At 37.9% G+C, this 24,611-nt stretch carries 24 protein-coding genes and 1 pseudogene; 17 read left to right on the forward strand and 8 right to left on the reverse strand.

Going from position 1 to position 24,611, the window contains the following annotated elements:
- Nucleotides 1-56 precede the first annotated feature (56 nt).
- Nucleotides 57-251, reverse strand: a complete 195-nt coding sequence (locus tag ACFVT8_RS16520; RefSeq protein WP_387083587.1) for a hypothetical protein — start codon at nucleotides 249-251, stop codon at nucleotides 57-59.
- Between the two features lie 27 nt (nucleotides 252-278).
- Nucleotides 279-713 (reverse strand): hypothetical protein, encoded by a 435-nt coding sequence (locus ACFVT8_RS16525; RefSeq protein WP_387083588.1) that lies wholly within the window; start codon nucleotides 711-713, stop codon nucleotides 279-281.
- 465 nt (nucleotides 714-1,178) lie between these two features.
- On the opposite strand from ACFVT8_RS16525, the gene ACFVT8_RS16530 reads away from it, so the two are divergent.
- Nucleotides 1,179-2,207: an S-layer homology domain-containing protein gene (locus tag ACFVT8_RS16530; RefSeq protein WP_387083589.1), complete on the forward strand. Its 1,029-nt coding sequence runs from the start codon at nucleotides 1,179-1,181 to the stop codon at nucleotides 2,205-2,207.
- A 110-nt stretch (nucleotides 2,208-2,317) separates the two neighbouring features.
- Here the strand turns inward: ACFVT8_RS16530 and ACFVT8_RS16535 are convergent, their stop codons facing one another.
- Nucleotides 2,318-3,004 carry a ZIP family metal transporter gene (locus ACFVT8_RS16535; RefSeq protein ID WP_387083708.1) on the reverse strand — a complete coding sequence of 229 codons (687 nt, stop codon included), beginning with the start codon at nucleotides 3,002-3,004 and terminating at the stop codon, nucleotides 2,318-2,320.
- A 235-nt stretch (nucleotides 3,005-3,239) separates the two neighbouring features.
- On the opposite strand from ACFVT8_RS16535, the gene ACFVT8_RS16540 reads away from it, so the two are divergent.
- A complete protein-coding gene (locus ACFVT8_RS16540) occupies nucleotides 3,240-4,928 on the forward strand; it encodes an FAD-binding protein (protein WP_387083590.1) in 1,689 nt (562 codons plus the stop codon).
- A 178-nt stretch (nucleotides 4,929-5,106) separates the two neighbouring features.
- Here the strand turns inward: ACFVT8_RS16540 and ACFVT8_RS16545 are convergent, their stop codons facing one another.
- Nucleotides 5,107-5,778 (reverse strand): NUMOD4 domain-containing protein, encoded by a 672-nt coding sequence (locus tag ACFVT8_RS16545; protein WP_387083591.1) that lies wholly within the window; start codon nucleotides 5,776-5,778, stop codon nucleotides 5,107-5,109.
- 655 nt (nucleotides 5,779-6,433) lie between these two features.
- On the opposite strand from ACFVT8_RS16545, the gene ACFVT8_RS16550 reads away from it, so the two are divergent.
- The 6 genes from ACFVT8_RS16550 (at nucleotide 6,434) to ACFVT8_RS16575 (ending at nucleotide 12,245) form a co-directional block, all read left to right on the forward strand.
- On the forward strand, nucleotides 6,434-6,877 hold the full coding sequence (locus ACFVT8_RS16550; RefSeq protein WP_387083592.1) for an SACOL1771 family peroxiredoxin: 444 nt from the start codon (nucleotides 6,434-6,436) through the stop codon (nucleotides 6,875-6,877).
- Between the two features lie 172 nt (nucleotides 6,878-7,049).
- A complete protein-coding gene (locus ACFVT8_RS16555; RefSeq protein WP_387083593.1) occupies nucleotides 7,050-7,688 on the forward strand; it encodes a sugar transferase in 639 nt (212 codons plus the stop codon).
- A 47-nt stretch (nucleotides 7,689-7,735) separates the two neighbouring features.
- On the forward strand, nucleotides 7,736-8,830 hold the full coding sequence (locus ACFVT8_RS16560; protein WP_387083594.1) for a glycosyltransferase family 4 protein: 1,095 nt from the start codon (nucleotides 7,736-7,738) through the stop codon (nucleotides 8,828-8,830).
- Nucleotides 8,823-10,505 carry a GNAT family N-acetyltransferase gene (locus ACFVT8_RS16565; protein WP_387083595.1) on the forward strand — a complete coding sequence of 561 codons (1,683 nt, stop codon included), beginning with the start codon at nucleotides 8,823-8,825 and terminating at the stop codon, nucleotides 10,503-10,505. Before ACFVT8_RS16560 ends, ACFVT8_RS16565 begins: the two co-directional genes overlap by 8 nt.
- Nucleotides 10,486-11,232, forward strand: coding sequence for a hypothetical protein (locus ACFVT8_RS16570; RefSeq protein WP_387083596.1), 747 nt, complete (start codon nucleotides 10,486-10,488; stop codon nucleotides 11,230-11,232). Before ACFVT8_RS16565 ends, ACFVT8_RS16570 begins: the two co-directional genes overlap by 20 nt.
- Nucleotides 11,220-12,245 carry a polysaccharide deacetylase family protein gene (locus ACFVT8_RS16575; protein WP_387083597.1) on the forward strand — a complete coding sequence of 342 codons (1,026 nt, stop codon included), beginning with the start codon at nucleotides 11,220-11,222 and terminating at the stop codon, nucleotides 12,243-12,245. Before ACFVT8_RS16570 ends, ACFVT8_RS16575 begins: the two co-directional genes overlap by 13 nt.
- Before the next feature lie 206 nt (nucleotides 12,246-12,451).
- Here the strand turns inward: ACFVT8_RS16575 and ACFVT8_RS16580 are convergent, their stop codons facing one another.
- Entirely contained in the window at nucleotides 12,452-12,859 is a 408-nt protein-coding gene (locus tag ACFVT8_RS16580) for a DUF6157 family protein (protein ID WP_387083598.1), read from the reverse strand.
- Nucleotides 12,860-13,405: 546 nt separating this feature from the next.
- On the opposite strand from ACFVT8_RS16580, the gene ACFVT8_RS16585 reads away from it, so the two are divergent.
- The 4 genes and pseudogenes from ACFVT8_RS16585 (at nucleotide 13,406) to ACFVT8_RS16600 (ending at nucleotide 15,933) form a co-directional block, all read left to right on the forward strand.
- Nucleotides 13,406-14,395, forward strand: a complete 990-nt coding sequence (locus ACFVT8_RS16585) for an agmatinase family protein (RefSeq protein ID WP_387083599.1) — start codon at nucleotides 13,406-13,408, stop codon at nucleotides 14,393-14,395.
- Between the two features lie 135 nt (nucleotides 14,396-14,530).
- Nucleotides 14,531-15,418, forward strand: a complete 888-nt coding sequence (locus ACFVT8_RS16590) for a 5'-3' exonuclease (RefSeq protein WP_387083600.1) — start codon at nucleotides 14,531-14,533, stop codon at nucleotides 15,416-15,418.
- A gap of 280 nt (nucleotides 15,419-15,698) precedes the next feature.
- Nucleotides 15,699-15,809 (forward strand): annotated as a pseudogene (locus ACFVT8_RS16595) (RNA polymerase sigma factor); the annotation flags it as partial.
- A gap of 40 nt (nucleotides 15,810-15,849) precedes the next feature.
- Nucleotides 15,850-15,933 (forward strand): hypothetical protein, encoded by an 84-nt coding sequence (locus ACFVT8_RS16600; protein WP_387083709.1) that lies wholly within the window; start codon nucleotides 15,850-15,852, stop codon nucleotides 15,931-15,933.
- Nucleotides 15,934-15,988: 55 nt separating this feature from the next.
- On the opposite strand, the gene ACFVT8_RS16605 is transcribed toward ACFVT8_RS16600, so the two are convergent.
- From ACFVT8_RS16605 to ACFVT8_RS16615, 3 genes are read right to left on the reverse strand one after another with little or no spacing between them, the layout of a single operon-like run.
- A complete protein-coding gene (locus ACFVT8_RS16605; protein WP_387083710.1) occupies nucleotides 15,989-16,492 on the reverse strand; it encodes a C39 family peptidase in 504 nt (167 codons plus the stop codon).
- A 57-nt stretch (nucleotides 16,493-16,549) separates the two neighbouring features.
- Entirely contained in the window at nucleotides 16,550-16,711 is a 162-nt protein-coding gene (locus tag ACFVT8_RS16610) for a hypothetical protein (RefSeq protein ID WP_387083601.1), read from the reverse strand.
- Between the two features lie 47 nt (nucleotides 16,712-16,758).
- Nucleotides 16,759-17,103: a thioredoxin family protein gene (locus ACFVT8_RS16615; RefSeq protein WP_387083711.1), complete on the reverse strand. Its 345-nt coding sequence runs from the start codon at nucleotides 17,101-17,103 to the stop codon at nucleotides 16,759-16,761.
- Nucleotides 17,104-17,469: 366 nt separating this feature from the next.
- Between ACFVT8_RS16615 and ACFVT8_RS16620 the strand changes: the two genes are divergently transcribed.
- From ACFVT8_RS16620 to ACFVT8_RS16640, 5 genes are all read left to right on the forward strand, one after another.
- On the forward strand, nucleotides 17,470-19,854 hold the full coding sequence (locus ACFVT8_RS16620) for a 3-hydroxyacyl-CoA dehydrogenase/enoyl-CoA hydratase family protein (RefSeq protein WP_387083602.1): 2,385 nt from the start codon (nucleotides 17,470-17,472) through the stop codon (nucleotides 19,852-19,854).
- A 50-nt stretch (nucleotides 19,855-19,904) separates the two neighbouring features.
- Complete coding sequence (locus ACFVT8_RS16625; protein WP_387083603.1) at nucleotides 19,905-21,077, forward strand: acetyl-CoA C-acetyltransferase; 1,173 nt, start codon at nucleotides 19,905-19,907, stop codon at nucleotides 21,075-21,077.
- A gap of 120 nt (nucleotides 21,078-21,197) precedes the next feature.
- Nucleotides 21,198-22,982: an acyl-CoA dehydrogenase family protein gene (locus tag ACFVT8_RS16630; protein WP_387083604.1), complete on the forward strand. Its 1,785-nt coding sequence runs from the start codon at nucleotides 21,198-21,200 to the stop codon at nucleotides 22,980-22,982.
- Between the two features lie 595 nt (nucleotides 22,983-23,577).
- Nucleotides 23,578-23,835 (forward strand): hypothetical protein, encoded by a 258-nt coding sequence (locus tag ACFVT8_RS16635; RefSeq protein ID WP_387083605.1) that lies wholly within the window; start codon nucleotides 23,578-23,580, stop codon nucleotides 23,833-23,835.
- 81 nt (nucleotides 23,836-23,916) lie between these two features.
- Nucleotides 23,917-24,273 carry an arsenate reductase family protein gene (locus ACFVT8_RS16640; RefSeq protein ID WP_387083606.1) on the forward strand — a complete coding sequence of 119 codons (357 nt, stop codon included), beginning with the start codon at nucleotides 23,917-23,919 and terminating at the stop codon, nucleotides 24,271-24,273.
- The last annotated feature ends 338 nt before the right edge of the window (nucleotides 24,274-24,611 follow it).

The raw sequence follows: 24,611 nt of genomic DNA on the forward strand, positions 1-24,611 counted from the left end.
AACTAGTTCAAGTATGGCCGTATAACATAAAAAAACGTCACCCGAGAGAGTGACATTTAATTTTCAATGGCTGCTAATGCTTTATCCATTTGGCGTTCATTATATTTTATTGCATTACTATTAGTGGATTCGAGTCCCTTAAAAGTATAATTAGAATTTTGATAAAACCCAAAGACAAAATCGTTGATAGGCGTTTCTTCTTCTCCGTAGTATCTATTCACTACATATGCCTTGAAAATATTTCCTAACATATATTCATCATCTTTTACGTCTGCTAATTACTTTTTATTTTTATATTCGGCTATAATGTAATCCTCGAATTCTTTGATTTCAGCCTTTGTAGCGGGATACTTCTTAGCGTATGCTTCAATTGTATCAAACTTTTTAGAAGGGGGGCTGTTAAGAGAAGCAACCTCTTTTACTTTATCCTGCCAAGTTACGTCTTCTGCTGACTCAACTTTAGCTACTGGTTTTTCTTCATGTGAAATATCCACTTCTGCTTTATTTGATTTATCTTCAGGTGAAATATCCCAATAGCCTATCATACAAAAAATCATAATGATAATGGGAATCGAGGTTAATTTTAACATTTTTAGTGCTTTGATTCGATCCATCTTTATGAAATTGAACACTGCAAGAAGAAGAAAAATAACTGCCATAACGATACTGACTAGAGTTATAAGGACGAATATATTTACAAGTGTATTTACCAAGTACTGAAACTCCTTTCTTTAGTAGAAATCTTCCATATATCGAATATTTTAATATATAGAACTACAATCGGCATTGAATTTTTTCCCGCACACAGAAGATCCCTTGATTATTTCAACTTAAAGAGTATGAATTGGTGTTGGCTACTATATACTTTATACCTACTAAAGTATGAACAGATTTACTAATTTTTCTACATAAATAAAACTACACATAAAGCATATTTATGATATGACATTTATTCTAAGCGAAGAATAATGGTACATTTCGTTGAATTTATTGAAAAAAACATTTAATGCATTGTAGAAATTATGTAATATACCTCCTGGATTTCTATGGATATTTAGTAATTTTTTACGTTGTGAAAAATAGGACTTTTTTATAATTTTGAATTATTCCCATATTTTTATAGATTTACTAACAGTTGTTTTAGTACACTGAATTTATGAATTGAAAGGGGAAAGAATATGAAGAAGACAGTTTTAGCTAGCGCACTTAGTATTGCATGTTTTACAGGAGGTTTTGGGTTACAAGCAAATGCACAAGAAAACGTAGATGTTGCTAGCTTTATCCATCCAAAACAGGTAGTTGCAGCGACAAAACAAGCGCAATCAATGACTTACCAAGATCTTTATAAAACACTAGTAATCTCTAAATTAGCATACGATGATAAAGAAATGACTTTAGTAACGACGAAAAATAATATTACATTAAAGCTATCGTTACAAGCTCTATTGAAAACTACTGAAATGAGTGCACAAGAACAAAAAGAATTTAAAGAGCTTTTCGGTGACTCCATCCAAATGAGATTTACTCCATCTGGAAATGCATTTAAGGCGGAAGTTTATGCTGAAGGAAAATGGCAAGCTTTAGCTGATGAGGATTTGAATGCTTTTGTAGGATCAATTCAAGAAAATGATTTTGAGTTAAAACCAGGTGGTTACTTCACGGATACTATTGGGCATTGGGCAGAGGGCTATATCCAATTATTGTTCCAAACAAACATTATTAATGGTACATCTGCTACAACATTTAATCCAAATGGACAAGTAACACGCGGACAATTAGCTACCATGGTTTTCCATGCTTCAGGATTAGATGTGAAGGAAGATTATGAAGGTCCTGCTACATATAAAGATTTGGCGAACTTCCCGGGTGCAAAGGAAGTAGCGATTTTAGAGGAGTATGGCTTAATCGATATTTTTGATGGAGTTAATTTTGAGCCATATAAACCTGTTACACGTGAGGAAATGGCATTTGTAACAGCAAGATACTTAGAAGGAATGGACTTTGATGTAAGTAAGGTTAGCAAAAATAACCCATTTACAGACAAAAACCAAATGCGTAAGGAAACTGTTGAATCAATCGGGTTATTAAAGCAATTAGGTGTGATTGATGGAGCTAACGGTCAATTTAATCCAAAAGGCAATCTTACTCGAGCACAGTTCTCTAAAATCTTAACACTAACATTAATGTTAGTTGGTGAAGATAAGTAAATCAATTATGCCTCGGCATAATAGCGTCTGGAATCGGCTTTGTGCTGTTTGGACATCCGCTAAAACAAGTTAAAAAGAAGCAATCCACAAATATTGGGTGGATTGCTTTTTTATTCGACCAGCATATGAAATACGTGACTTAATAAATAACCTAATAAAATATATGCTATAAAGGATTTTCGAGATACTGAACGAATATGATGCAAAATAAATTCTGAAATACTTGCGGTTGCGATTAAGCCAATCGATATGCCCATTAGTACTCCTTGTGCCTTATTAGATAACTCCCAATATTGGCCGATCTGTATAAAAATACTAAAGAAAATCGAAAAAGCTATAAAATAAGCAAAGAGTCTCCATAGCCTTTCTCCTTGCGATAATAATGCTGTTGAAAGAGCAAAGCCTTCTGGTAGATGATGTAGAATAATGGAAGCTGTTATTGCAATACTTAATGCGGCATTCCCTAGTAGCTGTCCGACAGTAAGACTCATCGGAATAGTGTGGATAATTATAGCGATAGCGAGTAATGATACAGAGGGATTTTGTGTATGGGAAGCGTGAAATAAACTATTAAGTATTTGAAACATTAAATAGCCCATTAAAATTCCAAGTAAAAGGCCAAATGATTTGTATATTTGAAAAGAAGAAGGAATGACATCTACTACAAGTAAGCCAACTAAAAATCCACCACATAATAATGATAATCCATGGGTTGTATGCTGAAATAGCTTAGAGAATACCCAAGCTAGGGCTCCTCCTATACTAGCACTTAAGAAAAGAAAACCACCAAGTATCATTGCACTCAACTGCAAAATTCCTCCACCCTATATATTCTTTAAGCTGTTTTAAAAATATATGCAAAGTAGAAACGAATATGATAATCGTAAGTTTTAGAAATCGAAACGGAATAGACATCAACCTCAAATTACGGAGGTGTTAAATTGACTGAATATTGGTTAAATTTTATACTCTTTAATAGTAATACCAGATTCATTGATTTAGTAACTACTAATGAAGGTGAGGAATGTAAGTATGAAATGGGATGCGAGTTATGATGTTGTAGTCGTAGGTTCAGGGGCAGCGGGGTTAACAGCAGGTCTGACAGCAAAGCTACAGGGTATGAAATCATTAGTCATTGAAAAGACAGAGCGTTATGGTGGGGCATCTGCCTTGTCTGGCGGAGCACTATGGATTCCAAATAATCATGTGATTAAGGGTGAGGGTGTTCCTGATACACATAAATTAGCGCGTTTATACTTAGATTCAACCATTGGTGATCGTGTACCAGAGGCTTTAAAGGAAGCTTATATTAAACGAGGACCAGAAATGTTAAAGTTTTTAAATAATCATACTAGGCATATGCGTTTCCAGTATGCTAAAGGATATTCAGATTATTATCCTGAAAAACCAGGTGGCTTTCCTCAAGGACGGTCAATTGAGCCACTTATTTTTGATTTAAAGAAAATGGGGACATTAGTAGATACGATGCGTCGTTCAATATTGTCTACTAAAGGCTTTACGATGAATAGCTTTGAATTTCATAAGGTAAATATGATTAGGCGCACAACAAAGGGGAAAACAACTGCGTTAAAATTAGGCGTACGATTAGTGAAGTCAAAAGTTACAGGAAGTTTGCCTGTTGCATTAGGGGAAGCACTAATAGCTCGTTTACGGATGTCACTTGCAGAAGCGAACGGAGAGCTGTGGGTCTCAACTGCATTTAAAGATTTTATCGTTGAAAATAATCGGGTGACTGGTATCATAGTTGAACGAGATAGACAGGAGATGCGTATCGAGGCAAAGCGTGGGGTAGTTCTTTCTTCAGGTGGTTTTTCGCATAATCAAGCATATCGTGAAAAATATTTGCCTGCACCAACAGACGCAAAATGGACTTCTACACCAGAAGGACAAACGGGAGATATTATCGAGCCAAGTGTGAAAATAGGGGCGACACTAGATTTAATGGATAAAGTATGGGGAGCACCCTCTGTTATTGATCCACAAGGGCAACCTTTCTTCCTTGTTGCAGACCGCGGAGTTCCTAATATGATGGTTGTGGATAGTGCTGGGAAACGTTATTTAAATGAAGCGGCACCTTATCATGAATTTGTAGACAATATGCATATTCACCATCAAAAAACAAACAACGCTATACCTTCTTGGATATTGATCGATGCAACGGCAAAAAGTCGTTACATTTTCACAGGACTATTTCCAGGTCAAGCTTTTCCAAAAAGTTGGTTTGATAACGGCATAGTGAAAAGCGCACAAACACTTGAAGAGCTTGCAGAGCAAATGAATGTTCCCCCAGAAAACTTAGTGGAAACTGTAGGGCGCTTCAATGCCTTTGCTCGTAATGGTCGTGATGAAGATTTCCACCGAGGAGATAGTGCCTATGATAATTATTATGGAGATCCTACATTGAAGAATCCGAACCTAGCAGAGCTTAAAAATGCACCATTTTATGCACTTTGTTTATATCCGGGAGATATCGGAACTAAGGGGGGCCTAGTGGTGGATGAGCATGCTCGCGTTGTAAAGGCAGACGGTACGCCAATAGAAGGGTTGTATGCGTCAGGGAATTGTTCAGCCTCTATAATGGGTGAAACCTATCCAGGACCAGGTGCAACATTAGGACCTGGTATGACATTAAGCTATATTGCTACAACGCATATGGCAAATGTAGTTAATAAGGAAGAATCGACCATGCTAAATGTCTAAAGAGTATTTCGAATGGTTTTGAGATAAAGTTGAAGGTCAATAAACGAATAATGACAAACCCGTAACATAGATATCTTCAATAACAAGGGAAAAATATTGAACATCTAATTAGCATCCTAACTTTTGTTTATTTAAAAATCCCCAGCGTCAAAGCAATGACGCTGGGGATTCATTATGATTAAAAGTGTATTCCTGGTTTATCGCTTAGCTTGCAGCCTGTACCATATTTCGCTTTTAAGGCACCTTTAAAGTTAGTTTGTTCAAATTCTGGGAATGCCTGTTTCCAAAGCTCAAATACATTGTGACTTGAAGCAGTACCTTCTTTTGTTAGACGAACAATATGGAAACCATATTCATCGTTGCATCGAGCTAATGGACGATTTTCACGCACTGTAATGATTCGACCGCTCGCTGTAACATCATATAAGCCTTCATAACCTGAAATGGCACGTCTTTCTTCATCGATGTCAGCTGTTTTTTCCGCTTTTTCTTTCTTTGCTTTTTTGACTTCATCTTTTTCTACAGGCTTAGCAGCTTCTTTCGTTTCATTTTTCTCTACAGACTCAGCTACTTCTTTGACTTCATCTTTCTCTACAGATTTAGCCTCTTGATTATTTAGAGTCTCCACAATGACAAAATCTTTATTAGAAGCTTTGTCACTCATTGTCGACATCACGTTCATAATAGAGCCGACATAGCGCACTGGTTTATCTTTGCCCTCTTCAAATACGAAAATATTATAATCGGTTTTATTCATTTTTTTAATAATAATATTTCCTGTTTTAATAGTAAAACCGATAAATTTGTTCTTTTTAAGTGCTTGTATTGCTTGTTGCTTTGTTAAAATCATTTTTAAAATCTCCTAAAGAATTGTTTTTTCTATTCTACCATAAAATCAGTTTTCCTGTTTTTCTTAAATTTTGGATGTTTCATTATTGCCCTGATAATACTATAGCCATGGGAAGAAAGGTGTTGCTTAACTATATAAGCAATCAATCTCTTAAATTTTAAAATGGTAAAATTAAAGTATTATTTAATTTTGTAAGTACTAATTGCTTTTTATGGTAAATGCCTCATCGTCATAACGTTGGGGTTAATTCCGTAGAGTTGGACGGGTAGCCCGAAAACTAATCGGGTAGCTCCGAAAACTGATCGGGTAGCTCCGAAAACTGATCGGGTAGCTCCGAAAACTGATCGGGTAGCTCCGAAAACTGATCGGGTAGCCCCGAAAACTGATCGGGTAGCCCCGAAAACTGATCGGTTAGCTCCGAAAACTGATCGGGTAGCTCCGAAAACTGATCGGGTAGCTCCGAAAACTGATCGGGTAGCTCCGAAAACTGATCGGTTAGCCCCGAAAACTGATCGGGTAGTCCCGAAAACTGATCAGGTAGCCCCGAAAATTGATCGGGTAGCCCCGAAAACTGATCGGGTAGAGCGCAGAACTGCTCAGGTCGCCAGGTAACCGTTCTAACTCATAACTACAAAATAAAAAGGAGGATTTAATTATGGTTCAACATTTATTTAATATGAATTTACAATGGTCGGAGGGGAGAAATGGGACGGGGAGTATTGTTGCAGACAATCTAAATACGAAAATTTCTATTCCTAAAGAAATGAATGGCCCAGGGATTGGGACAAATCCTGATGAAATGCTGCTCGGAGCGGCAGCAACCTGTTATTTGATTACATTGGCTACGTTACTTGAAAATTCGAAGATTGCTGTGTTGGATTTGTCTATGCAAGCTGAAGGTTTTGTTGATGTCACGAATGGGGTCTTTACTTATGAGAGAATCGTACATAAGCCAAGGATTGTTGTACAAAATTTAACTGATCGAGAACAAAAAAGAATTGGTCGACTAGCTGAGAAAGCAGAACAAACGTGTATGATTAGTAAGGCGTTAAAAGGAAATGTTCAAATTACATGCGATGTGCAAATTGTACAAGGTTAAAAAGGAACATCTCCATTAATGGCTGAATATAATAATGTTAGGAGTTATTCAAAAATAATTTTGAAATAACTCCTTTTTTATATTTTTTATAGTGGAATACTGCTTAAAAGAGTTCTATAAATGTCCCAAATGAATATATAGAGTTAAGTGCTAAAAAAATGCAAAGGATGATGTGTTGCACGAGCAGTCAGCTCAGACTATTAAACTTTATAGTCAGTACGGGAAAAGAATTTTTGATATTGCGGGGGCACTCCTATTACTTTTCATTACCATTCCTCTTATGTTAGTAGTATTCCTCGTTTTACTTATTAGCACCGGCCGTCCTGTTTTTTTTAAACAAATCCGTACTGGACAGGATCATCAGCGCTTTGTTATTTGGAAGCTACGGACAATGACCATACAGGCAGTTCCGGTGAATATGCCTACTATGTGTGCAGATGGAATTCCGGATGATTATTTTTTTAAAACTGAACAGGATGTACGAATCACGAAGGTTGGGGCCGTTCTTCGAAAGTTAAGTATTGATGAAATTCCACAGCTCATTAATGTCTTAAAGGGAGATATGAGTATTGTTGGACCACGACCAGAAGTGCCAACCATCACAAATGCTTATAACACTTTACAGGCACGACGTTTGGAAGTAAAGCCAGGTTTAACAGGGCTTGCTCAAATTAACGGCCGATCTAATATTTCTCACGGACAAAAAATTTCATATGACCTAGAATACGTTGATAATCATTCCTTTTGGATGGATTTTAAAATTATTATCAAAACACTTTACGTAGTGTTAGCGAGAACAGGTGCTTATTAAAAATTAAGGAGTGTTAGGTACTGAAGATCGTTCAGCTTATTACACGTATGGATAAGATTGGCGGAGCGCAAAAGCATGTGGAGGCACTTGCTATAAAGTTAAAGCAAGATGCACATGAGGTAACTATTGTAACTGGTCCTTATGATCCATCACTGTGGAGCTTTCAAGAAGAAAAAATCGATGTGATCAGTATCCCAGTCATGCAGCGAGCGATTCACCTAAAAAAGGATTTACAAACCTTTTGGCGATTAAGAGCTACATTAAAAAAAATACAACCAGATATTATTGCAGCACATTCATCAAAGGCAGGTGCAATCGGTCGTGTAGTAGGAAAACTATTACGTATTCCGACTGTTTTTACTGCCCATAGCTGGAGTTTTACAGAAGGCGTACCTCATAACAAAAAGAGAATGTATAGTCGAATGGAAAAATCGGTTCAGCCGTTAACAGCTAAGATTATTACGGTATCTGAATATGATCGCAAGCTAGCATTAACAAAAAAAATTGCTCCTGCTCATAAAATGATGACAATTCATAATGGCATCGACCAAATAGAAAAGCAAATAGCACCTACTAAAGAGAATGAGGAGCATCCATTAATTGTGATGGTTGCTCGTTTTGAAGTGCCGAAAAGACAGGATTTATTGCTGGAGACTTTAGCGGAGCTTTCTGATTTACCTTGGCGCCTGCAATTGATAGGTGATGGCTCACTTCGTCCTAGTTTAGAAAAATTTGTTGCCGATAAAGGCTTAACGGATCGTGTCTCATTTTTGGGCAATCAATTAGATGTCACATCTTTACTTGAGGAAAGTCATTTATTTGTCTTGTTATCAGATTGGGAGGGCTTACCGATTTCCATTATTGAAGCAATGCGAGCGGGGCTTCCAATTATCGCTACGAATGTAGGTGGCGTCAATGAGTTAGTGTCTGATAATGAGAATGGATTTCTAATTAATCGAGATGATAAAGAACGACTAAAGAAAAGGCTTAAACAATTGTTAATGGATGAGAGCTTACGTCAAAAAATGGGGGACACAAGTGAACGGCGCTTTTTAAGGAATTTTACGTTTCTACCAATGTATCAGAAAACTCTATTTGTCTATGAACAGGCTGTAATAAAGTCGGCTAAGAAAGGTGATTAATTTGCAATTAATTCGCATTCGAACTGATGATGAGCTTATGTGGTACAAGGATATTTGGGATGGAATTTTAGCTGAGGAGGTCAATGATAATCCATTTATAGAATTTGCTTGGTTTTATAACTGGTGGCAAATTGTTGGGCGAAGAGAGCGTGTTGAGCTCTATGCTGTTGAAGAAAATGGTACTATCATTGCCTTTTTTCCCTTCTTAGTTCGACTTCGATGGGGAGTACGAATTTACGCCTTTGCGGGAGAAAATATTGCAAATTATTCAGGGGTTGTAGCAAAAAAAGAATGGCTGTTGCCCGCTACAACCTTTGTGTTTGATCAGCTTATTGAAAAGTATAAACATCTACTATTTTCGTTTCATGGATTATTGGAAAGCAAAGACTCTACAAAGGTCATTGAGCAATATTTTGTTGAAAGGCAGTTACGGCCTAGTATTTTTCGTGTAGTGACACCGTATCTTGCCTTTCACGATGTAGATTTCCCTAACTATTTCAAACAACGTAGAAAAATACATGGTGTAGATAGAAGAGAACGGAAGCTGCGTAATTTAGGCTCATTAACGAGGAAAATACCTTCGCAGGACGAGCTGTGGCAAATGTTTAGATTATTTGATCGACGATGGGCAAAAAAGATAGACACAAGTGATTTTACGAAAGGTAAGAAAAAGGATTTTTTCGAACGGTTAACGCTCCTTAAAGGGGAGGCATTACAAGTAGAGGTAGATGCACTTGTTTTTGAAGACCAATGGATTGCCTTCACCTACGGAATTTGCTGCCGTGGACGGTATGTAACTTACGCACTGGCACATGAGCCGACATTTAATATATTTGGGCCAGGTAGATTAATAAATCAGGAAACAATCAAGCGAACTTATTCTGAAAACTATAACTTGTTCGATATGAGTATTGGCTATGAGCCGTATAAGTTTGATTGGCGCTCTAATATTGATTTTACAAGGCGTATGCTCGTAAGCAGTGGGACGAAGCGTGCAAAGCTATTGGCAAGTCGTTTTACACTGAAGGAACGAATAAAGGAATTTTTAAAAGGCAATCATCGTGTTGTTGAATGGAAACGCAATACACTAGGTCAATTTCGTTACTTAGTAAAGTATGGAAAAGTAAAAGATTGGCTAGAATATGGACAACTATTCGTAGAAAAATTTATTCGTTTTAAGCAAGTGGATTTGTATGAATTATCCCCGTCATATAGTGTTACACCGCATCGACCTGTTGGAGATTTGTTTGAGGAGTTGTCGATACAGGAGGCGATGCAACTCGATGAGGAAGAGGTTATTTCTTTATTTTATAAGGGATACACCATTTATAAAGATTCTTTTGCAGAAACGAATAAGCCTGCGTTTGCGTTACATGCAATGAACTGGCGTGTAGATGAATTGCAAATTGTTGAAGCATTGCCAAAGCAGACATATTTTTTAACCTATGATGCTTATAAAAATATCGATATTATTACAGCCTTTTTCCAAAAAATGAAACCTGCACAAACACTTTGGGTTACTGCAAGCTTTTGGCAATGGCGAAAGCGTAAACGATTATTGCAGCTAGGCTATAAACGTATTTCTCGAATGAAACATTTTAAATGTGCTCGATATGAGCGAAATCATGTAGAAAAATACACAGAGAGTGGGGGCGATGTTCATTCTGTCCATTAAAAGTAAGCGATGGAATATCGCAATGCAGCATTTTTATTTTGTAGAGAAGCCAGCAAATGTTAGAAAATCAATGAAGGTTGTTGGATATACAAATTCACTTGTACCGAGCCGTAAGCTTGTTAAAAGTGAAACGGTTCATATTCACCTTACAGATAGTGAATCATCATTGTATCTTGCTCTTTCAGAGAGTAATCGAAAAATACTTCGTCGTGCACAAAAAGAGTCCTATCAAGTTTTTATTTATAAAGAACCATCAGATGAAAATTTACGAGCCTTTCAACAGTTTTATAATAACTTTGCAAAAAGGAAAAAACTCGAGCTAATTAGTAAGTCACAAATGGAAGCTATAACGCTCTTAAAAAATAAAGGAGCGCTATGGTTGTCTGAGATTCGCAGTATTTGTGGACAAACACTATGTTATAGACTCGATATTGTTTACGCTCAAAAAGCGATGTCCTATTATGTAGCGACTTGTCATTCACAAACAATGCCAGAACATTTAAAAAGACCAATACGTTATGCAAATCGATTCTTACTGTGGCACAATTTATTGCATTTAAAAGAGCAAGGCTTTGTTTTATATGATATGGGGAAGCTGACAGATGACCAAAATGTTCGTGCGTTTAAACTAGGCTTCGGTGGCCAAGCCGTCGACGTATACTCTGGCTACATTTCCCAATCAAAAATACGTGCACTGTTACTGGGCGTGCAAAAATGGAGGAAGTAGTAATTGAGGTAAATCGTGGAGGTCTTGTTATATCATTGGATTTTGAGCTAAATTGGGGTGTCCACGATGTATTTAAGTACGGACAATACAATAAAAATTTATATGGCGTACGTGAAGCATTGCCTAAAATACTAGAGTTGTTTGAACAATATGGCATTCATGCGACTTGGGCAACGGTGGGTCTATTGTTTGCAGATACAAAAGCAGAAATGGCTCACTATTTAAGAGGTATCCCAATAAAATATAAAAATATGCGCTACGCAGCGCATACACAACTTGCAGAAGTAGGAGAAAATGAGCAGGAGGATCTCTTACATTTCGGTAAATCTTTAATTGAGAAAATTAAATGTACGCCACATCAAGAAATAGGAAGTCATACGTTTTCACATTTTTACTGTTTAGAAAATGGACAAACGGAAGAAAATTTTCGTGCAGATTTACATGCTACTGCCATGATTTGTGAAGAAAATATCGCACCGATGAAATCGATTGTATTTCCGCGTAATCAAGTGAACGAAGCATATTTCTCAGCATGTCAGGAAGTAGGGTTTGTATGTTATCGAGGAAATGAAAAACATCCGTTATACGATCCTCAAAAATTCACGAAAAAAAGTCGACTATTAGGTGCAAAAAAATGGCTGGATACCTATGTTAATGTAACAGGAAATCATCTTGTAACGATTGAAGAAATGCAAATGGATTCCTTTATTAACATTCGTTCAAGTGCATTTTTAAGACCTTATTGTAGTCCATTACGATTTTTTGAAGGCTTAAAGATTAAACGTATTAAAGAGGGCATGCATGCAGCTGCAAGATCTAAAGCTTTTTATCATTTATGGTGGCACCCTCATAATTTTGGCAAGAACATTGAAAAAAATTTAGCTATGCTTGAGGAACTTTTACAGTATTATCAGGCATTACGTAATCAATATGACTTTCAAAGCTATACGATGCACGAGGTCGCAGAGCTTTGTCAAAGTATATCCCGCAAAAGCCCGATTAGTGAAGACTAATAATCAGTGGGGTGAAGAAGCCCCAAAAAGTAGCAAACTAGAAGATTACCTAGTTCGCTACTTTTTTATTGGGGTAAATGGAGAATGGTTTGCTTGTAATAAAGCTTAATCAAAATAGATTCTTCCCTTATATATTGAGGTTTCGAGTTCGATTCCGGATAAAATTATGCCGAGGCATAATGATCTCAATGAAGATAAAAGAGTCGTTATTTTCCGCTACGTTTAGAACGCATACCTTTTAATAAAGTGACATTATCTGAATTGAGAAATTGCTCATACACTTCACTATTAACATCATATATTGCAAGTTTTCCTTCATCATTGTAGTGTATGCCCCACCCATATTTCTTTACTAATGGAGAAGCTCTAAAACATGCTTTAGGTTTTTGGAGAAAATGTTCTCTTAATTCATCTAATGGATCTGATTTAATTTGGTTTTTAATCAAATAAGTTTGAAATTGTACATCTTCCTGAGTATATTTGTAAGGGTTATTACTGATTAAGTCATATTCGATCGAAGCTATAGTAGGTTTGTTATTTCTTGGGAGAGGTGTAATAGCCGAATTAACTTCCGAATCCTCTGAAATTTTAATAAAAGTATTTTTATAACTCATTAAATCAATCCTTCCTGTAACCATTTACTTTCGTTAGCTTAATAAAAATTCGATGGATATATCTCGCATTCATCAAGATTCTTCATTGATTCTGCTGCTTCCAACAAAATATCAACCATAGAATACGTTTGCCCTCTTGTATAGTAAACTTCCTTAAACATCCATAAATTTCATTAACTGTTAATTTATTTCTACATCCGACTTCTGTTATCCTATTATTTCCATGTAAAAAACTAATATAGATGAGGTGAAAACGGTGCAACTTTGTTGTAAACGTATAACTTTCTGGTCCATCTTTCTTTCAAATCCACATATGGAGAATTTTTCGGAAATTAAGAGGGAAAATACCGAGCTTTGACGAAATTGTATGTACTAATGGTACTATTATTGTGGAAGATAAATTCACTAGGTATATTTCAGTGAACAATAAATTACATAGGGCAATTGACTTCGATTTGGCTCATCACCAAAAGTCGGGGATGACAAAACGTTTGTCATGTGAATAGTTGATAGTTATAAAAAAATGAATTGAAGGTGGTCGGTTAAATGTTTATTCAACCAGAATGGCAGTATAAGCAAGAAAATGGTTCGGCTATGCATCAATGGATTAAGCAAAAAGAAAATCCGCTTCCAAGTGATGTAGATATTATTTTGTACGGTGCTTTATTATCGTATGCTAGTAAACCCTCCGAAAAAGCACTGTATCCAACAGCATTTCGAAAGGCTTGGCCAAGCTTTCAATCTTATAATTTAGATGAGCAAGTAGATTTGCGCTCGTTGGCAGTCGTTGATGTAGGCGATGTGGCTATTCACGAGGCGGATAGAATGCTTTCGGAGTCAGCTGTAGAAGCTGCGGCAGAAAGCTTAAGCACCGCATATTCTAAAAGCTTTACCTGTCTTATAGGTGGAGATCACGCGATTACATCTTGCTCTCTAAGAGGTATAAAGAATGCTTTTCCAAAGGATCGAATAGGGATTATTCAAATTGATACGCATTTGGATGCCCGCAATCAGGAGGAAATTGGTTTAGCCATGGATTCTCCGATACAGAAGCTCATTGCAGCAGGCGTTGTAGAGGGGAAACATGTTTATAATGTCGGATTACACGGCTTTTTTAATTCACCAGAAATGATTCACTACGCGAAAGAACAAGGAATTCATATGATTACGTTAAAGCAAATGCGCCGTGATGGCATTCAATTAACGATTCGCGAAATGCTCCGTCAGCTTATGTATGAGGTGGATCGTATTTATGTTTCTGTAGATTTGGATGCACTCGACATCGCATTTGCCCCAGATGTACCTGCAGCAACACCTGGTGGATTAACGGCCTATGAATTATTTGATATTCTAAAGCTCATTGGAGAAAATGAAGGGGTCCGCCATATTGACTTTGTCTTCGCAGATCCAAAGGAGGGGGACCTACGTCCAGAAACAGTAAAGATGGGCGTGACAGCATTTTTGCAATGGTTAACAGGTATTCGACTGGATTACCGCAATCGTATCTCAAAGAAAAGCAATGCCATAAGTAGATAATAATAAAATGAGACGTGGAATGATGGCTTGTATATATTTACAATGAAGTTTGATGATAGTTTGCTATAATAGAACAATGCTTAATATATTATGAATTAATACATCATTGTATTGTTATAGAGAGGATTATTTATCATGACAACAAAACCAAAACTTTTAATTGTGGATGGCATGGCGCTATTATTCCGTTCATTTTTTGCGTCTGCTGCTATGGGGCATTATATTCGTCTTGCGGATGGAACACCTTCGAATGGAGCACAAGGATTTGTGCGCCATGTATTAACGGCACAATCTATTATGAAGCCGACCCATCTTGCTGTTTGCTGGGATATGGGTGCACATACATTCCGTAACGAATTATTTGATGGCTATAAGGCTAATCGTCCATCACCACCAGAGGAAATGCTACCACAATTTGATATGGCAAAAAATTTATCGCAACAAATTGGCTGGCAAAATTTCGGGGTTAAAGGGATGGAAGCAGATGATTTAATTGGCTCAATGATTACAAAATTTCAGGATGAGGCTGACATTACGGTAATTAGCGGAGACAAAGATTTACTGCAGCTTTTAAGACCATCCGCGGAAATTGCTTTTACGAAAAAAGGCTACACAGAGTATGACGTTTATACACATACACGCTTTCAAGAGGAATATGGCATCGAACCGATTCAATTTGCACAGGTCAAAGCTTTTATGGGGGATACGAGTGACGGTTACCCAGGTGTTAAGGGGATTGGACCAAAGCAGGCACTTACGTTAATTCAAACATATGGTTCTATCGAAAATGTTCTTACATCATTAGATGAATTAAAGCCTGGTCAACGCACAAAAATTAAAGAGAATCTTGATATGCTAAAATTGTCACATGAGCTTGCAACAATTCAAACGAACGTACCAATCGAGGCAGAATTAGCGAGCTTAGTATTACCTAATTACGAGCCTCAAACGTTCAAAGAAATAGAAGAACGAGGCTACACATTAATCGCCAAACAGGTACGTTCATTGTATTCGCTTATTTAAAAACAACATCATGATAAACACCGCAGAGTATAGAAATATGCTCTGCTTTTTTATGGTTCATCACCAAATGTCGAGGTAGGTGTTTGTTAAAACATGCCATGTACATAGGTTGTTTGGAGTGGAGGCTGGACGCCCCCAGGAAAGCGCCCAGCCGGAACGGAAATCAACCACACTTTATGGTGATGAGATTTTTTTATACAAAAATTTGTAACCTTTTCCTAACCTCAAACGAATAAGCAAATAAATAAAAGGAGGGGAAAGATTGATTGATTCAAATAACATGGAATCAAGAATAGTTGAAATCTACAATTTGTATTACTTAGACGTTTATAGATTTCTTGTTTGTTTTACGGGAAATCAAAATGATGCTGAGGATTTGACCCAAGAAGTAAGAACTCCATGATAATTCAGTATTATTAGAAGTTGGAGGTATAGATAATACGTTGGAAGAAACGTATAGAACAATGGATGTATTTGCAGAAGTTCTAAAAGTTATTATTGAGAAGAGTAAATAAGCCTTGAATTATTGATGAAAAAAGAGCGTGTCTAACATTGCAGGCACGCTCTCACTTATTTCGGTGTAATTTTCACGAAGCTCAATACTTTTTCATTATCTTTAAAAGGAGCCGTTCGAATTTTACTTTCACGATTAGGGCCGCCATTATCATGGAACATTAACCACAGCTCATCATTTCGTATTTCATAGCCAACAAGAGGTACCCAATGATAGGCGAAGGCAGATTTTTTATCGCACCAATTTAAGCTGAAATAGCGGTCAAAGCGTACGGCGACAGGGCGACCAGCATCGATTTCCTGCATAGCCTCCTTTAACGTACAATCACGAATATCCCATGTCGGATGGAGCCGGCGAAGGTTGCGAATTAGCCGCCATTTAAATAATCCGATCTTTGTGCCACCGAGAAGTTTGTAAAGCTCGTTTACTGAAGGAGCTTGATCTTCTAAATAGTGTAAGACTACATGTATAGTTGTAGGACCACAAGCTGAATTACGGTATTTTGGTGCAATGGATGCATCATATTGTGATTTTCCAAGTAGCGACAATGGCTGTCTCATCATAATCTCCTTTTTAAAAAGAGCTGCATTTCAAAAAGAAATGCAGCTCGCTTTTTATTATTGTTGAGTAGATAAGAATTCTGTAACTTGTTGCTGACGCTTCGCTTTCGCACATAAAGCATCTGTTGCTGACGCTTCGCTTTCGCACATAAAACATCTGTTGCTGACGCTTCGCTTTCGCACATAAAACATCTGTTGCTGACGCTTCGCTTTCGCCACAGATTAGTAGCTCTTCTACATTGACTTTGCTATTTTAGCCTAGTTAATTATTGTTGAGCAGATAAGAACTCTATAACTTGCTGAGGTGATTTAGCATTAGCACTATGTAAGTGTGCTAATTTTTCACCGTTTTGGAAAATTAGTAGGCTTGGAATACCCATTACATCATATTTGTCCGCAATTTCTGGAAGCTCATCGCGGTTAAGTTCATACCAGTCATATTGGTTGTACTCTTCGATAATTGGATCGATGAACATATTCATACGTGTGCAATCTGGGCACCATCCAGCGTAAAATTTCACTAGAACTTTTTGATCACCAGAGATCAGTTCATTAAATTGTTCAGCAGTTGTAATTGTTTTCATTAGTATTTCACTCTCCTTGCTTTCCATTCTACACATTTTTCTCGCAACCTGAAAGTTTTCTGTTTGGAATAATCGATATCTACTTATTGTCTTGTTTTCGCTCGTAAAAAACAAAAAAAGTTATATATTGCAAAAATAATTGGAGAAAAATGATTGCTAAATTAAACAAAATAATCTACACTAAAAACAGAAAAAGTAGTTTTATCTTCATTCAGCGGAAAATATTTACCTCAAAGACTACAATGGTAGCTGGACGGAGATAAGCCTCAGTCGTATGTCACGGATTACGCCTAAAAATAATCTGGACGAAAATACACTAAGGCAAACTTGATATTTTTTTGGCCAAAAAATGAATGGCTATTCATTCAATGGGAGAATAAGGGGGAATTGCTTGTGACTTACAACATTAAAAAAGCGGCTGTTCTAGGTTCTGGGGTGATGGGCTCTGGAATTGCAGCACATTTAGCAAACATCGGTATTCCAACATTATTATTAGACATTGCACCGAAAGAACTCACAAAAGAGGAAGAAGCGAAAGGTCTTTCCATAGAGCATCCTGCTGTAAGAAATCGTATCGTTAACGGATCTCTTCAAAAGTTATTAAAGCAAAAGCCAGCACCACTTACTTCTAAGAAAAATCTATCACTACTAACGGTTGGTAACTTTGAGGACGATTTAGAGAAATTAAAAGATGTAGATTGGATTATAGAAGTTGTCGTTGAAAATTTAGCGATTAAACAAAACCTATATGAAAAAGTTGATGCTGTACGTAAGCCTGGAACAATTATTAGCTCAAACACATCTGGCATAAGTATTGACGCAATGGCAGAAGGGCGTTCAGAAGATTTTAAAAAGCATTTCCTTGGAACACACTTTTTCAACCCACCGCGCTATTTAAAATTACTTGAAGTCATTCCGGCAAACACAACAGCGCCAGAGGTTGTAAGTTTTATGAAAACATTTGGCGAAGATGTGTTGGGCAAAGGTGTCGTACTTGCTAAGGATACACCGAACTTCATTGCCAACCGCATCGGAACGTACGGCTTACTAATTACTTTACAAGAAATGATGAAGGGTAGCTATTCAGTTGGTGAGGTAGATTCTGTCACAGGTCCACTAATTGGTCGTCCAAAATCTGCAACATTCCGAACGTTGGATGTTGTTGGTTTAGATACATTTATCCATGTAGCGAAAAATGTTTATGATCAAACAACTGGTGAAGAGCAACAAGTATTTGCAGTACCAGAATTCTTACAGAAAATGGTTGCAAACGGCTGGCTAGGAGCAAAATCAGGTCAAGGTTTCTTCTTAAAGCAAGGTAAAGAGATCCTTGAAATTGATCCAAATACATTGGAATATAGCCCAGTGAAAAAATTAAAAACGCCTTCTATCGAAATGGCAAAACAAACTCGTGGATTAGCAAATAAAGTGAAAGTACTAACATATGCTAAGGATCGTACAGGAGAGTTATTATGGGGTATCTTCGCTCCAACGCTAATTTACTCTGCACAGCTACATGGTGAAATTGCTGATGATATTGTTGCGATTGACAATGCTATGAAATGGGGCTTCGGCTGGCAGCAAGGTCCATTTGAAATATGGGATGCAATTGGCGTGAAAGAGTCCGTAGCTAAAATGGAGGCTGAGGGTCGTGAAGTGCCGGCATTTGTCAAAGATATGTTAGCAAGTGGCTTTGACGCTTTCTATTCGGAAATTGACGGTGACCTAGCGTATTATAATGGCTCTGAATACGTAAAAGTCCCAGTTAATGAAAAAGAAATTAACTTAAAACGCTATAAGAAAAAGCACGGTGTTATCAAATCAAATACAGGTGCTAGCTTAATAGATTTAGGTGACGGAATTGCATTACTTGAATTCCATTCCCAATCAAATGCAATTGGCTTAGACATTATTCAAATGATTAATTTTGCAGTCGATGAAGTAGAAGCTAATTATAAAGGCTTAGTCATCGGTAACCAAGGGAAAAACTTCTGTGTTGGTGCGAATCTAGGAATGATTTTAGTAGAAGCACAGGATGATAATATTTTTGAGCTAGATTTCGTTATAAAATCGTTCCAAGATGCGATGCAAAAGATTAAATATTCTCGTAAGCCTGTAGTGGCAGCACCTTTTGCTATGACACTTGGCGGAGGCGCAGAGGTTTGTTTACCGGCTGCACATATTCAAGCAACAATGGAAACGTATATGGGCTTAGTAGAAGTCGGCGTAGGATTAATTCCTGGCGGTGGCGGTAATAAGGCACTTTACCAAAAGTTCATCAAAGGGTTACCAAATGGCGTTGAAGTAGACTATCAACATATCGCTAATAAAGTATTTGAAACAGTTGCGATGGCAAAAGTTTCGACATCTGGTGAAGAAGCGCGTGAAAATAACTTCTTAAACTTCGCTGACGGGATTTCTGTTAACTCAGATCACCAACTATATGATGCAAAACAAGCTGCATTAGCGCTTTATGAGGCAGGCTATCAACCACCTGTACCTACGAAAGTTCCTGTAGTCGGTGCATCAGGCTACGGTACGCTACTAATCGGTGCGCAAGGAATGTTTGAATCAGGCTATATTAGTGAACACGATTTAAAAATCGCTAAAAAATTAGCATATGTCATTGCTGGTGGTAAAGTTCCATATGGCACATTAGTAGATGAACAGTACCTATTAAACCTTGAGCGTGAGGCGTTCCTAAGCTTAGTTGCAGATCCATTGTCTCAACAAAGAATGCAACACATGCTTTTAAAGGGAAAACCACTGCGTAACTAATTTCAAGACTGTGAACATACTTGCACATGAAACAAAGGGGGATTAATACGATGCGTGAAGCCGTTATTGTAGCAGGAGCACGAACTCCGATTGGAAAAGCAAAAAAGGGTTCTTTAGCAACAGTTAGACCAGATGATTTTGGAGCGGTTGTTGTCAAAGAAACATTAAAAAGAGCGGGCTATGAAGGTCCGATTGATGATTTAATTTTAGGATGTGCAATGCCTGAAGCTGAGCAAGGCATGAACGTAGCACGTAATATTGGAGCACTTGCTGGATTACCAGATACTACGCCAGCGCTGACAATTAATAGATTCTGTTCATCAGGTTTACAAGCAATTGCATTTGCAGCAGAGCGTATAATGCTAGGACATTCTAAGGCGATTCTTGCTGGTGGAGTTGAGTCGATGAGTATGGTGCCAATGGTAGGAAATACACCTCGCTTAAATCCAGCTTTAGCAGAAACTGCTCCACAATATTATATGGGGATGGGGCACACAGCTGAGGAGGTAGCACGTCAATACAATGTAAGTAGAGAAGATCAGGATGCATTTGCTGTTCGTTCACATGAGCTTGCAGAAAAAGCGATTAAAGAAGGTAAATTCAATGATGAAATCGTACCAATCGAAGTGGAGCAGCATTATGTAGACGATAACAACAAACCACAGGTGAAAAAATTCACGTTTAGCATGGATGAAGGTGTACGTCCAGGTACATCTGTAGAAGGTTTAGCGAAGCTTCGTCCAGCCTTCCATGTTAAGGGCAGTGTTACAGCTGGTAATGCTTCTCAAACTTCGGACGGTGCAGCAGCAGTACTTGTAATGGATCGTGAGGAAGCAGAAAAGCAAGGGCTTACACCAATGGCGAAATTTTTAGGCTTTGCAGTTGGTGGTGTACCTCCGGAAGTGATGGGTATTGGACCAATCGTGGCTGTACCTAAAGCACTTGAAATTGCAGGGCTAGCAATTGATGACATTGATTTATGGGAAATTAACGAAGCATTTGCGTCACAATCCTTACAAGTTGTACGTCATTTAGGCATCGACCAGAACAAAGTAAATGTCAATGGTGGAGCAATTGCCTTAGGTCACCCACTTGGTGCAACTGGAGCTATTTTAACATTAAAGCTTATCCATGAATTGAAGCGACAAGGTAAGAAATATGGTGTTGTGACAATGTGTATTGGCGGCGGAATGGGTGCTGCAGGAGTATTTGAAATTCTATAAATTTTGCTAGATCAGCTTGGGGTGCAGCGTTTCCGGTTGCCTCCGAACACAGTGCTTCAAGCTTGTCTATATATTGGGGATAAATACTATTAAAAATAGATATATAGGGAGGAATTTAGAATGACAGAAAAAACAACGGATTTCATTAAAGGCGGCGGATTTATTATTGAAGATGTGGAATTAGATCGTGTATTTACACCAGAAGATTTCACAGATGAGCATAAAATGATTGCTAAAACAACTGAAGAGTATGTAGCAAATGAAGTGTTACCAGTCGTAGAAAATTTAGAACACCATGAATTTGAGCATTCGGTTCGTCTACTAAAAAGTGCAGGTGAGCTTGGCTTACTAAGCGCAGATGTACCTGAAGAATATGAGGGTCTAGGATTAGACAAAGTTTCTTCTGCATTAATCGCAGAAAAAATGTCAGTTGCTGGTGGCTTCTCTATTACGCATGGTGCACACGTAGGTATTGGTTCTTTACCAATCGTACTTTTCGGAAATGAAGAGCAAAAACAAAAGTATTTACCAAAGCTTGCGTCAGGTGAATTAATTGCTGCTTACGCATTAACTGAGCCAGGTTCAGGTTCTGATGCATTAGGTGCAAAAACGACGGCAAAATTAAATGATGCAGGGACACATTATATTTTAAATGGTGAAAAGCAATGGATTACAAATGCAGGCTTTGCAGATGTATTTGTTGTCTATGCAAAAATCGATGGCGATAAATTCACGGCATTTATCGTAGAACGTGCCTTCAATGGCGTTTCAGTTGGCGCAGAAGAGAAAAAAATGGGGATCAAATCTTCATCAACACGTACATTAATCCTTGAAGATGCAGAAGTACCTGTAGAAAACCTTTTAGGTGAAGTAGGACGCGGACACGTTATTGCCTTTAATATTTTAAATATCGGTCGTTATAAATTAGGGGTTGGAACAATTGGTGGCTCGAAGCGTGCATTAGAGCTTGCCATTCAATATACAAACCAACGTCAGCAATTTAAAACGAAGCTGTCTGATTTCAATCTAACAAAAGAAAAATTATCAACAATGGCTTCACAATTATATGCTTCTGAGTCATTAAATTATCGTACAGTAGGTTTATTTGAAGATCGTTTAAGTCAGCTAAGCCCAGAAGAGCAAAAGCAAGGGAAAGTAATAGCTGGTGCAATTGCTGAGTATGCTATTGAATGTTCTATTGCTAAAGTATTTGGTTCTGAGACTTTAGATTACATTGCAGATGAAGCGGTTCAATTACACGGTGGTTACGGCTTTATGGCTGAATACGAAGTAGAGCGTATTTATCGTGATTCTCGTATTAATCGTATTTTCGAAGGTACAAATGAAATTAACCGCATGATTGTACCAGGTACATTCATGAAGAAAGCAATAAAAGGTGAATTACCATTACTACAAGTCGCTCAAAACTTACAACAAGAGCTTCTTATGCTAATGCCTGAAGATGTAGGCACAGAACCGCTAGCACAGGAAAAATATCTTGTGAAAAATGCGAAGAAAATTGCTGTATTAGCATCAGGTTTAGCAGCACAACGCTACGGTGCGAAGCTTGATCAAGAGCAAGAAGTATTGGTGAATATTGCAAATATCGCAAACCAACTATTCGCTATGGAATCAGCTGTATTACGTACAGAAAAAGCGATTGCTCGTGACGGTGCTGAAAAAGCTCATCAAAAATTACTGTACACTCAAATCTTCTGCCAAGAAGCATTTGCAGAAATTGAAAAAGAAGCAAAAGATACGATTCTTGCCTCAGCAGACGGTGATGCTGCACGCATGACATTGTCTGCACTACGTAAGTTAACTCGCAACAACTCATACAACTTAATCGCGAAGAAACGCGAAGCTTCTGTTAAATTAATTGAAGCAGAAAAATATGTAGTTTAATATAGCAGACTAACCTAGCTATCCTCATAGATGAGATAGCTAGGTTTTTTTGTTGGGAATAAAAGTAAAATTCTTCGGCGAAACGGGGGGATTTCCGTTCCGGCTGGGCGCTTTTATCGCTGACGCTTCGCTTTCGCGCAGAAAACATTTGTTGCTGACGCTTCGCTTTCGCACAGATAAAACATTTGTTGCTGTCGCTACGCTTTCGCACAGAGTAGAGCTTCCTGGGTGCGTCCGATGAGCCGCTTCACTCGCGTTGCTCGCTCCAGGGTCTCGGGCCAGCACGATGCTGGTCACGAAGGCGTTATCACAGGACGTAATGGTTTTATCCTTCGTTCCTCTATTGCGGATCCCCAAGGAGACGCCCAGCCTCCACTCCAATCAACTTATCCACATGACATACGTTTAACAAAATGTCATCCAACTTTTGAGCTTTATCGATTAACTTTTACGTTTTATCATCAACTTCTGAATTTTTTCGACATCTACCTGCCAAAGAGCCAAATAAGGATTCATACATAAAACTGTGTGTGATCCTCTGACTGTCGTTTTATAGCAAAAGGGTTTCGTCTGTGCGAAAGCGGACCGATTCAAAATGCCAATCGCTGATAACATCAAGAAAACCGCTGATAAAAAGCCGAGAATCGCTGATAACATCAAGAAAATCGCTGATAAAAAGCCGAGAATCGCTGATAACATCAAGAAAACCGCTGATAAAATGTCGCGAATCGCTGATAACATCATGAAAATCGCTGATAAATTTTCGAGAACCGCTGATAGCATCATGAGTTGCCCTGCCGAAACGGAAAACAACCCCTCGCTATGCCAGAGAGAGTTTCATTTTGGTTCGTAACGGTTATGATGGTATACTACAGAAAATGAGGTAGACACTGATAATATTGTGTCCTCAAAATGATAGTAGAGGAGCCTATAAATGACGATTCAATTTATTCATTATCCGAAATGTACTACTTGTAAAAAAGCTCAAAAATGGCTAAATGACAATGGGGTTTCATACGAAGAGGTACACATTGTCGAACAACCGCCTACAAAGGACGAATTATCAAAACTATGGCAAGCTAGTGGACAACCGTTAAAGAAATTTTTTAATACTTCTGGTATGAAATATCGCGAGCTTGGCTTAAAGGATAAACTTGCTGAAATGACTGAAGAGGAGCAACTTGAACTGCTTGCTTCAGATGGTATGTTGATTAAACGTCCGATTGTAACCGATGGAAAAAAAGTTACTTTAGGGTTTAAAGAATCAGATTTTGAGCAAGCTTGGAAATAACGCTTTTAACTTCTTTCAGTAGAAGTCTCTCACCTCTATAGTTGGTGAGATGAATACGGTTATAAATTACTTTCCAAACATCCGTTGAAATAGAAGAACTCAGTCTAAGAGCGCCACGTCCTGTGGCAACGGCTGAGTGACCAACATCATGTTGGCCTAAAGCCTCCGGCGGATGTCATAGAATCGGAAAAGAGTTCTTAGGGGGGATTAGCCTAAAACCATCGCATCCATGCGATAACGGCTAATTGACCTGCATCGTGCAGGCCTAAGCACAAAGCATTCCGGACACAATTATGCTGTGGCATAATTGATTCTTGCTTGTTTTTATGGAAGAAGTA

It is taken from the genome of Lysinibacillus sp. NPDC058147, assembly GCF_042884205.1.
Taxonomy (GTDB): Bacteria; Bacillota; Bacilli; order Bacillales_A; family Planococcaceae; genus Lysinibacillus.

Excerpts from the sequence above, each read along its gene's own strand:
- ACFVT8_RS16520 (WP_387083587.1), bottom strand. The coding sequence starts at position 251 with ATGTTAGGAAATATTTTCAAGGCATATGTAGTGAATAGATACTACGGA.
- ACFVT8_RS16530 (WP_387083589.1), top strand. The coding sequence starts at position 1,179 with ATGAAGAAGACAGTTTTAGCTAGCGCACTTAGTATTGCATGTTTTACA.
- ACFVT8_RS16535 (WP_387083708.1), bottom strand. The coding sequence starts at position 3,004 with ATGATACTTGGTGGTTTTCTTTTCTTAAGTGCTAGTATAGGAGGAGCC.
- ACFVT8_RS16540 (WP_387083590.1), top strand. The coding sequence starts at position 3,240 with ATGAAATGGGATGCGAGTTATGATGTTGTAGTCGTAGGTTCAGGGGCA.
- ACFVT8_RS16545 (WP_387083591.1), bottom strand. The coding sequence starts at position 5,778 with ATGATTTTAACAAAGCAACAAGCAATACAAGCACTTAAAAAGAACAAA.
- ACFVT8_RS16550 (WP_387083592.1), top strand. The coding sequence starts at position 6,434 with ATGGTTCAACATTTATTTAATATGAATTTACAATGGTCGGAGGGGAGA.
- ACFVT8_RS16560 (WP_387083594.1), top strand. The coding sequence starts at position 7,736 with ATGGATAAGATTGGCGGAGCGCAAAAGCATGTGGAGGCACTTGCTATA.
- ACFVT8_RS16570 (WP_387083596.1), top strand. The coding sequence starts at position 10,486 with ATGTTCATTCTGTCCATTAAAAGTAAGCGATGGAATATCGCAATGCAG.
- ACFVT8_RS16575 (WP_387083597.1), top strand. The coding sequence starts at position 11,220 with ATGGAGGAAGTAGTAATTGAGGTAAATCGTGGAGGTCTTGTTATATCA.
- ACFVT8_RS16580 (WP_387083598.1), bottom strand. The coding sequence starts at position 12,859 with ATGAGTTATAAAAATACTTTTATTAAAATTTCAGAGGATTCGGAAGTT.
- ACFVT8_RS16585 (WP_387083599.1), top strand. The coding sequence starts at position 13,406 with ATGTTTATTCAACCAGAATGGCAGTATAAGCAAGAAAATGGTTCGGCT.
- ACFVT8_RS16590 (WP_387083600.1), top strand. The coding sequence starts at position 14,531 with ATGACAACAAAACCAAAACTTTTAATTGTGGATGGCATGGCGCTATTA.
- ACFVT8_RS16605 (WP_387083710.1), bottom strand. The coding sequence starts at position 16,492 with ATGAGACAGCCATTGTCGCTACTTGGAAAATCACAATATGATGCATCC.
- ACFVT8_RS16615 (WP_387083711.1), bottom strand. The coding sequence starts at position 17,103 with ATGGAAAGCAAGGAGAGTGAAATACTAATGAAAACAATTACAACTGCT.
- ACFVT8_RS16625 (WP_387083603.1), top strand. The coding sequence starts at position 19,905 with ATGCGTGAAGCCGTTATTGTAGCAGGAGCACGAACTCCGATTGGAAAA.
- ACFVT8_RS16630 (WP_387083604.1), top strand. The coding sequence starts at position 21,198 with ATGACAGAAAAAACAACGGATTTCATTAAAGGCGGCGGATTTATTATT.
- ACFVT8_RS16635 (WP_387083605.1), top strand. The coding sequence starts at position 23,578 with ATGCCAATCGCTGATAACATCAAGAAAACCGCTGATAAAAAGCCGAGA.
- ACFVT8_RS16640 (WP_387083606.1), top strand. The coding sequence starts at position 23,917 with ATGACGATTCAATTTATTCATTATCCGAAATGTACTACTTGTAAAAAA.